Source organism: Streptomyces graminilatus (assembly GCF_001418565.1).
In the GTDB taxonomy this organism is placed as follows: Bacteria; Actinomycetota; Actinomycetes; order Streptomycetales; family Streptomycetaceae; genus Streptomyces; species Streptomyces graminilatus.
This window is the reverse complement of record NZ_LIQQ01000029.1, coordinates 19329-27957: the sequence shown is the minus strand read 5'-3', so window position 1 is coordinate 27957 and position 8629 is coordinate 19329. Positions and strand designations below refer to the sequence as shown.

Genomic DNA, 8629 nt, shown 5'->3' with positions numbered 1-8629 from the left:
GGCGCGAAGGGTGCGGGAAGGGGTGACGCGGGAGCAAGGGGCAGGGGCGGCAACGCCCCGGGAGACGGAGGGATCGCCGGGGTTCCAGCGACCGGCAGCTCTGGTATTCGTTCCTGCTCCGCCGGAGGCTCCGCCCCACCAGGACGAGCGTCCGCGTCCGGCGAGGAGTTCTTGGCGGCGCCCGTGGCGGGCCTGCCCACGGGACGCAGCGCGGCCAGTCGGCCTGCTGTGCCCTCCGTTGCCTCCTGCTCGCCGCCCGAGGGGACCTCAGGCTCCTGGCGCGGCTTGAACCAGCCGCCCCCGCCGCTGCCGCCGGAAGCGCCGTTGTCGGCCGACGTGGTGGTCGGAGCGTCCATGGTCTGCCTCGCCTCGAACATCTTTCGGTCGGTCTGCGCACTTCCTGGCTCGGAAATGTGCTCGCGTTCCCCACTGACGGCTTGCTTTCCCCGTTCGCCCCCTGTCCAATGCGGCCATATTCAACCCGGCCCTCCGGCGGGTAACCGGAAATGCGGGTCTTCGATCTCTCCATCCCGTTAGGCTGCATTGCCCTGCTCCTGCCGCGTGCGCGGGATACGCACCCTTGTGCGGACAGGAACCGGGGTCGACCATACCGGCCGCCGCCGCGCAGACAAGTCCCGCCCTTAAGGGCCCGCTACCGCGCAAGGCGCGAACCATCGATCCCCTCAACCAACGGGTTCCGCGCACCAATTCACAGGCTTCCCGCAAATCCCAACCCGTGCAGCACAGTTCCGTCGAGGTCAAAGGGACGCAGTCGCGTCATCAGCGCCGAGGCTGGCGTCTGACGTCCGATGACCGATGCTCGGCGTTTCACGTGAAACATCTGCCCACGCGCTGCACGGACGGGCACGACATGGCCAAAAGAACGTGCGTCCGACCGCAAACAGGTGGACGCCGGGGGCGCCGGTCGGACAGCCTGACCTGCGTGCCGACTCCTTCCCTCGCTGATCTGCCCATCCGCCGTCTGACGCGTCGCGATCTCACCGCCTGCGCCGACCTGTCCGAGGACCGGGGCTGGCCCCGCGAGGAGCACAAATGGGGTCTCCTGCTCACGGCCGGGAAGGGCTACGGCATCGACGACCCGGGCGGCGGACTGGTCAGCGCATGCGTGGTCACCGAGTACGGACCGTACGGAAACCCCGACCTGGGAGCCATCGGCATGGTGCTGGTCGCCGAGCGCCATGCCCGCCAGGGTGTCGGGCGGCGGCTGATGCGGCACGTGGTCGCCGCGATGGGTGCCACGCCTCTGACGCTGCACGCGACCCCGAACGGCCTCCCTCTGTACGAAGAACTCGGTTTCAAGACCAGCGGCAGGGCCGAGATGGTGCGTGGCCAATTCACCCCTCACGGGCCGGAGCCCGAGGTCGGCACACGTGCCGCCACGGCCGAGGATCTCGCCGACATCATCCGGCTCGACGAGGTGGTGTTCGGCACCGACCGCACCCCCATGATCACCCGGCTGCCCGCCTTCTCCGACCAGTTGCGCGTCGCCGAGGAGAACGGCCGGATCATCGGTTACGCGGCGGCCTGGCCCAACATGGACACCCATGTCGTCGGTCCACTGGTCGCCCGAGACACGGCGACTGCGAAAGCGCTTCTCGCCTCACTCGCCGCCCATACCGACCGTCCGCTGCGCACGGACATCGACGTACGGCATGAGGAACTCCTGGCATGGGTGAAGGAGCGCGGCCTGGCACCGGTGGCCTTCAACGCGGTGATGACCTACGGCATCCCCGAACTGCCGGGTGACTGGACGCGGCGGTTCGCCCCTCTGACGGTGGCCGCGGGCTGACGGCCCACGCCAGAAACACACGCAGGCCGCCGGCAGGCACAGCGGCGGCCCTGATCCCGCGCCTGGCTACCTACCCGGCTCACCTGTGGGGTGAGGGCCGGCTCCGCTGGTCCTGGCATGGAGTCAGTGCCCTCCCCGCATAGGCTGCGGCCATGGGAGATCTTGAAATACGGGCCGCCTCCAGGGAGGACGTTCCCGCGATCGTCGACATGCTCGCCGACGATCCGCTGGGCGCGCAGCGCGAGTCACCGGACGACCTGACCCCGTACCTGACCGCACTGGCCCGGCTGGCCGCCGACCCGAACCAGCACGTGGTCGTCGCGGTCCGCGAGGGGCGCGTGGTGGGCACGCTCCAGCTCACGATCGTGCCGGGGCTGTCCCGCAAGGGCGCGACCCGGTCGATCATCGAGGGTGTGCGGGTCCACACCGCCGAACGCGGCAGCGGACTGGGCGGCCGGCTCGTCGAGTGGGCGATCGACACGTCACGCCGGGAGAACTGCCAGTTGGTTCAGCTGACCTCGGACGTCACGCGTACGGACGCCCATCGTTTCTACGAACGGCTCGGCTTCACTCCGTCACACGTGGGCTTCAAGCTCCAGCTCTGAAGCCTGGAGGAAGCGTCATGTTTCACGTGAAACATGACGCTTCCTCGCAGTCGACACCTACTTGATCCCACGCCACCCCTCCGGATCCACCCCGCCAGGCACGGACGCCCCCTCGTCGTACGGCTGACGCACGAAGACGAACGACCCGAGGTCCAGGTGGTCCACGACGCCGTTCGGCCGCCGTACGGCCCGCAGAAGCTCTCCGGCGTAGTAGCCGTCGAGACCCGTCCAGGTGCCGTCGCCGTTCGACCTGAAGCACGAGCGGCGGCCGGCACCGGCCAACGGCCCCAGCGAGACGCCCCCGTCGGCCGACAGCCGCAGGGCATAAGGGGTGGTCCCCCAGTACCACGGGCCCGTCAGATCCAGTGCGGCCCTGTCGACTTCGGGCAAGGGACGCCATGGCTCGGGAATCCGTGGCTCGGCCTCCGCGACGATCTTCACGAGGTCGGCGGCGGTCGCGGACACCAGCGGACCGGAGGTGCAATTGGCCAGTACGACGGCCGCGAGGTCGTCCGCCACACTGATGGTGAGACTCGCCAGGAAGCCGGGCAGTGATCCTCCATGCCCCACCAGCAGCCGGCCGTCCCGGTATTGGACCTGCATACCGAGGCCGTACGCCGAACCCGCCGCCACGTCCTCCGGTTCGGCCGGCGCCGCCGGCGTACGCATCTCCGCGACGGACGCGGCACTCAGCACCCGGTCGTCCCCCTTCGCGAGGAAGGCGGCGAAGCGCGCCAGGTCTCCTGTGGTGGACCAGAGCTGACCGGCCGCCGCCATCCGTCCGAGGTCCTCCGCCGGCTCCGGCAGCAGCACATCGGCCCAGGGATGCACCGCCCAGCCACCCGCGTGCGGCGCCTGGGGCTGCCCGCTGGTCCGCCCGAGCCCCAGGGGTTCGAGCACCTCACGCCGCAGCACGTCCTCCCACGGAGCACCGCGCAACTCCTCGACCAGCGCGCCCAGAACGCTGTACCCAGGGTTCGAGTAGTGGTGGCGCCGGCCCACGGGATGCAGCAACGGCCGCTCCCCGAGTACGTCGGCCAGCTCCGGCCGCAGTGATCCGGGGGTCCGCTCCCACCAGGGCGCGGGTGACTCGGCCGCCAGCCCACCGGTGTGTGCGAGCAGCTCGGCGATGGTGGCCTCCCCCGCGCCGGTCCCCGGCAGGTGTTTCTCCAGCGGATCCACCAGATCGAGAAGCCCCTCGTCGCGCAGGCGCATCACCAGCACGGCGGTGAAGGTCTTGGTGATCGAACCGATCCGGTACTGCACGTCGGCATCGGGCGCATGGCCGTCCACCGAGGTCCGTGCCCCCGTCCACACCGTCTCACCGCCCCGTACCACCGCTGCGACCAGCGACGGGGCCCGCCCTTCACTCTGGGCAACCGCGATCCGATGCAGCAGTGCCCGCCGGGTGCCGGGAAGAAGCTCGTCCTCAGGTGTTGTCATGGGGCAAGTTCACCGGTCGTGCCGCGTCGCGTCGAGCGCATTTCTGCTTCCGGCCCTGAGTCCCTGAGTCTTGAGGCCGGCGGTGGCGCCGGGACACCGCCGGGGTGGCTGCCGTGAGGGCAGGGCCGACGAGATCACCCACGCTCCAGGTCTCCGATCAGCAGGTCGTGGCCCCCACCTCCCGTGCGGCGGCAAGGTAGGCGAGAACCAGGGTCCGTTTGTCGTCCCGGCAGGCGGCCACCGCCAGCTGGGCCGGGGAGATACCCCGGACCGGCACAGCGATCACCTTGTCCCGGACGACCAGCGGGGCGTTGCCGGTGGCCAGCAGCGCCACCCCCTGACCGCCGGCGACCGCCTCATGGGTCTCCTCCGCGCTGGCCACCACCCCGCCGATCCGCGGTTGTCGACCGTCCCGGGCGTCCAGGGCGAGCCAGTAGTCCCGCAGCGGGCCGGCCTCCGGGGGAAGGGCGAGGAACGGCTCGTCCCACAGATCGGAGAAGTCCACCATTCCCTCGGAGTCGGACGCGGCCCGCGCCGCCAGGGGGTGTCCGTCCGGGAGCGCGACCAGCCGGGGCTCACGGGCCACCACCGCGTACTGGTAACGGTCCTCGTCCGGCAACGGCAGCCAGACATAGGCGACGTCGCTCGACCCGTCCGCCAGTCCGGCGCTGGGATCCGCCCAGTTGACCTGGCGCAGGATGGGCCGCGCCTCCGGATGCCGGAAGTCGAGGCGGGCCCGCAGGGCGGGCAGCAGGCCGCGGCCCGGGCTGGTGGACATGCCGATCACCAGAGTGTGCCGCTCTGCGGTCCTCGCCTCCTGCACCGCCGTCTGCGCGGCCTCCCAGGCAGCCAGCATCGCGCGGGCGTGCGGTAACAGGGCTTCCCCCACCGCGGTCAACCGCACTGCCCTCCGGTCCCGTTCGAACAGGACCACGCCGAGCTGCTTCTCCAGCATCCGTATCTGCTTGCTCAGCGCGGGCTGGGAGACGAACAGCCGCTCGGCGGCGCGGGTGAAGCTCAATTCCTCGGCGACCGAGGTGAAGTAGCGCAGATCACGCCCATGGACGTCCATAACTCATGGCTATCACAGCGGATCTTGGACGCCGCCCGGGTGTCTGCCGAAGGATCGGACCTGTTGCCGGGAAGGTCTCGAACGGCAGTCGACGAGGGAGATGAAGATGAGCGAGAACGCCAAGGTCTGGCTGGTCACCGGCGCGAGCAGCGGTTTCGGGAGGGCCATCGCGGAGGCCGCGATCGCCGCTGGTGACACGGTGATCGGCACCGCCCGGCGGGCCGGGGCTCTGGACGACCTGGTCGCCGCCCACCCCGACCGTGTCGAGGCGATCAGCATGGACGTCACCGACGGCGAACGGATCGATGTGGTCGCCGCCGACGTCCTCGCCCGCTACGGCAGGGTGGACGTGCTGGTGAACAACGCCGGCCGTACCCAGGTGGGGGCGTTCGAGGAGACCACCGACCAGGAACTGCGCGACCTGTTCGAGCTGCACGTGTTCGGCCCCGCGCGGCTGACCCGGGCGCTGCTGCCGCAGATGAGGGAGCGGGGCAGTGGATCGGTCGTGAACATCAGCAGCTTCGGCGGGCAACTGTCGTTCGCCGGGTTCTCCGCGTACAGCGCGACCAAGGCAGCGCTGGAGCAACTGTCGGAGGGCCTGGCCGACGAGGTGGCGCCGTTCGGCATCAAGGTGCTGATCGTGGAGCCCGGCGCCTTCCGTACCAACCTCTTCGGCAAGGGCGCGGCGTACTTCTCCGAGGAGAACCCGGCGTACCAGGAGAAGGTCGGCGCGACCCGGCAGTTGGTGCAGGGCAGCGACGGCAGCCAGCCCGGCGACCCGGCTAAGGCCGCGGCGGCGATCAGGCTGGCTCTGGACGCCGAGAAGACCCCGCTCCGTCTTGCCCTCGGCTCGGACGCGGTCGAATTCCTGACCGCGCATCTGGACTCCGTGAGGGCCGAGCTCACCGAGTGGGAGAAGGTCTCCCGGAGCACGGACTTCGACACGGAGTGACAGCCGGGCGGGGGGCCGCTGTCCATCAGTGGTGGACCATCCCAACTGTTTGACGCCCGTGCTCGTCCGCTGTCGAGCACGATCGAAACGGCAGTCTCTCCGCACCCTCACAGGCTGGCGAAGAGACCGTCGAGCGGGGGCGGTGTCCGGTCAGGTGCGAGAGCCTCGGCAAGGAGACGGCCGTAGCGGATCTTGCGGCCCTTCTTCGTGCCGAGGAAGCGCCGCACCTGCTGATGTCGGGGCCGGCCGTGCTGTGCGGGCTGACGCTGGAAGGTCTGCCAGGCACGGAAGTCGCCCTCAGCTCGGAAGATCTCCTCGATTCCTGCCGTGCCGAGCGCGCGGATGAGTTCGTCCTCCAGATCCGCGGTGCATACGTAGATGTCCTTGAGCGGCGCCTGTGACCGCGTCAGACCGCGCTCGTAGAAGCCCTTTTCGCCCTCGTCGCACAATCCCGTCAGGCGCAGACCTAGGCCGGGCGGCCCGAGGAGCCCGGCATAGCGCCCGACGCTCATCGCCCCGCCCATCGACACGACACACACTCCTTCGGCGGCCAGGTCCCGGCCACGCCTCGCGGCCAGCGCCTCGACGGCCGCGAGATCGCTCAGCCCTTCCAGGAGCACCGCGGTCCGTGCCCCCAGGCGTTCCGCCAGCTCGCGTGCCGGCTCGTCGGGCCCGCCCGTCGCCCAACTGGTGACCGCGTCCTGGAACGCCCTCATGTCCGCCATGGGGCGAGTCTGCACGCACACCGGTGGCAGGGCACGGGATTATTTCGGCGGCCTGAATGGAACAGCCGCCTCGGCTCGTTTCAGGAGAACGTCACGTCTGGGCCATGTCCACGAACCGTGAGTAGTGTCCCTGGAAGGCGACCGTGATCGTCGCCGTCGGGCCGTTTCGGTGCTTGCCGACGATGATGTCCGCCTCCCCCGCGCGCGGTGACTCCTTCTCGTACGCGTCCTCGCGGTGCAGCAGGATCACCATGTCCGCGTCCTGCTCGATCGAGCCCGACTCACGCAGGTCGGAGACCATGGGTTTCTTGTCCGTGCGCTGCTCGGGGCCACGGTTGAGCTGCGACAGCGCGATCACCGGCAGCTCCAGCTCCTTGGCCAGGAGCTTCAGGTTTCGCGACATGTCGGAGACCTCCTGCTGGCGGCTCTCTGAACGCTTGCCGCCGGACTGCATGAGCTGGAGATAGTCGATGACGACGAGTTTCAGGTCCGCGCGCTGCTTGAGGCGCCGGCATTTGGCACGGATCTCCATCATCGACAGGTTCGGGGAGTCGTCGATGTAGAGCGGCGCGGCCGACACGTCCGGCATGCGGCGGGCGAGCCGGGTCCAGTCCTCGTCGGTCATCGTGCCGGAGCGCATGTGGTGGAGGGCCACGCGTGCCTCGGCGGACAGCAGACGCATGGCGATCTCGTTGCGGCCCATTTCGAGGGAGAAGATCACGCTCGGCATGTTGTGCTTGATCGAGCAGGCACGCGCGAAGTCCAGGGCCAGTGTCGACTTACCCATGGCGGGGCGGGCCGCGATGATGATCATCTGACCGGGGTGCAGACCGTTGGTGAGCTGGTCGAGGTCGGTGAACCCGGTCGGCACACCGGTCATCTCCCCCGAACGCGAGCCGATCGCCTCGATCTCGTCGAGCGCCCCCTCCATGATGTCGCCGAGCGGCAGATAGTCCTCGGTCGTGCGCTGTTCGGTGACCGCGTAGATCTCGGCCTGGGCGCTGTTGACGATCTCGTCGACGTCCCCGTCGGCCGCGTATCCCATCTGGGTGATACGGGTTCCGGCCTCGACGAGACGGCGCAGGACCGCGCGCTCGTGCACGATCTCCGCGTAGTACTCGGCGTTCGCCGCCGTCGGGACCGTCTGCACCAGTGCGTGCAGATAGGGAGCGCCGCCGACCTTGGTGATCTCGCCGCGTCTGGTGAGTTCGGCCGCGACCGTGATGGGGTCGGCCGGCTCGCCCTTCGCGTAGAGATCGAGAATCGCCGTATAGATGATCTCGTGCGCGGGCCGGTAGAAGTCGTGGCCCTTGAGCACCTCGACGACGTCGGCGATCGCGTCCTTCGACAGGAGCATGCCGCCGAGGACGGACTGCTCGGCGTCGAGGTCCTGGGGCGGTACGCGCTCGAAGGACGTGCTCTCGCTCTCCCACTCGCCGTTCTCGCGACCGCGGTCGTGCTGTTCCTCGCGGCCCCGACCCCCGTCGCGGCGTTGTCGGGATGGTGGCAGACGATCACTGGGACCGCTGTCGGCCCACGGATCGTCCAAGGGCTCGGAAATACTCACCGAGCCACCTCCTCCCGTCCGCCGAGCGGACCTCGCCGTGCCACTCTTTTCTACGGCACGGCACTGACAAATAAGACGCCCAACTCCGGTTCCGGCGCGTCGGTTTTGTGACGTTTCCGAGGCTGGGAGAAGGAGCGGGCGCCGCACCACCGTAGGCCCGTCGGCACCGTCAGCCAATCTGGTTATCCACAGGCCATGTGGACGACGGCCCCGATGCTGTGGAGAACTCCGCAAAACCTGTGCACGACCCGGTGGACAGCCCTGTGAACAAGCTTTCGCAGCTTTCATCACACCGCCACTGACCTGCGCGTTTCCCATCCACCGGCTGTGCAGAAGAAAAACTTTCCGCATATGGCCAAGATCTCCACGAGCGGCACACCACAGCGCACACCCCAAGAGCCGGGGTAATAGTCACAACCACATTGCATCTCTTACCTGTGGAAGATTAGATTGGT

Annotated in this window: 7 protein-coding genes and 1 pseudogene; 3 read left to right on the top strand and 5 right to left on the bottom strand. The window is 69.0% G+C overall.

The window, feature by feature from the left end; genetic code table 11:
- Positions 1 to 356: pseudogene (locus AOK08_RS46825) on the bottom strand (globin domain-containing protein); the annotation flags it as partial.
- Between the two features lie 587 nt (positions 357 to 943).
- On the opposite strand from AOK08_RS46825, the gene AOK08_RS03840 reads away from it, so the two are divergent.
- Positions 944 to 1810, top strand: coding sequence for a GNAT family N-acetyltransferase (locus tag AOK08_RS03840; RefSeq protein WP_055523640.1), 867 nt, complete (start codon positions 944 to 946; stop codon positions 1808 to 1810).
- 152 nt (positions 1811 to 1962) lie between these two features.
- Positions 1963 to 2415: a GNAT family N-acetyltransferase gene (locus AOK08_RS03835; RefSeq protein WP_055523638.1), complete on the top strand. Its 453-nt coding sequence runs from the start codon at positions 1963 to 1965 to the stop codon at positions 2413 to 2415.
- A gap of 57 nt (positions 2416 to 2472) precedes the next feature.
- Here AOK08_RS03835 and AOK08_RS03830 read toward each other — a convergent pair whose 3' ends face one another.
- Positions 2473 to 3858, bottom strand: a complete 1386-nt coding sequence (locus AOK08_RS03830; protein WP_055523637.1) for a serine hydrolase domain-containing protein — start codon at positions 3856 to 3858, stop codon at positions 2473 to 2475.
- Positions 3859 to 4015: 157 nt separating this feature from the next.
- On the bottom strand, positions 4016 to 4930 hold the full coding sequence (locus AOK08_RS03825) for a LysR family transcriptional regulator (protein WP_055523635.1): 915 nt from the start codon (positions 4928 to 4930) through the stop codon (positions 4016 to 4018).
- Between the two features lie 106 nt (positions 4931 to 5036).
- Here AOK08_RS03825 and AOK08_RS03820 point away from each other — a divergent pair, with 106 nt between their 5' ends.
- On the top strand, positions 5037 to 5882 hold the full coding sequence (locus tag AOK08_RS03820; protein ID WP_055523645.1) for an oxidoreductase: 846 nt from the start codon (positions 5037 to 5039) through the stop codon (positions 5880 to 5882).
- Positions 5883 to 5989: 107 nt separating this feature from the next.
- Here the strand turns inward: AOK08_RS03820 and AOK08_RS03815 are convergent, their stop codons facing one another.
- Together AOK08_RS03815 and dnaB are read right to left on the bottom strand one after the other, a co-directional pair.
- Positions 5990 to 6607, bottom strand: a complete 618-nt coding sequence (locus tag AOK08_RS03815; RefSeq protein ID WP_055523633.1) for a TOPRIM nucleotidyl transferase/hydrolase domain-containing protein — start codon at positions 6605 to 6607, stop codon at positions 5990 to 5992.
- Between the two features lie 91 nt (positions 6608 to 6698).
- A complete protein-coding gene (gene dnaB / locus AOK08_RS03810) occupies positions 6699 to 8174 on the bottom strand; it encodes a replicative DNA helicase (RefSeq protein ID WP_055523631.1) in 1476 nt (491 codons plus the stop codon).
- Between the last annotated feature and the right edge of the window lie 455 nt (positions 8175 to 8629).

Excerpts from the sequence above, each read along its gene's own strand:
- AOK08_RS03835 (WP_055523638.1), top strand. The coding sequence starts at position 1,963 with ATGGGAGATCTTGAAATACGGGCCGCCTCCAGGGAGGACGTTCCCGCG.
- AOK08_RS03830 (WP_055523637.1), bottom strand. The coding sequence starts at position 3,858 with ATGACAACACCTGAGGACGAGCTTCTTCCCGGCACCCGGCGGGCACTG.
- AOK08_RS03825 (WP_055523635.1), bottom strand. The coding sequence starts at position 4,930 with ATGGACGTCCATGGGCGTGATCTGCGCTACTTCACCTCGGTCGCCGAG.
- AOK08_RS03820 (WP_055523645.1), top strand. The coding sequence starts at position 5,037 with ATGAGCGAGAACGCCAAGGTCTGGCTGGTCACCGGCGCGAGCAGCGGT.
- AOK08_RS03815 (WP_055523633.1), bottom strand. The coding sequence starts at position 6,607 with ATGGCGGACATGAGGGCGTTCCAGGACGCGGTCACCAGTTGGGCGACG.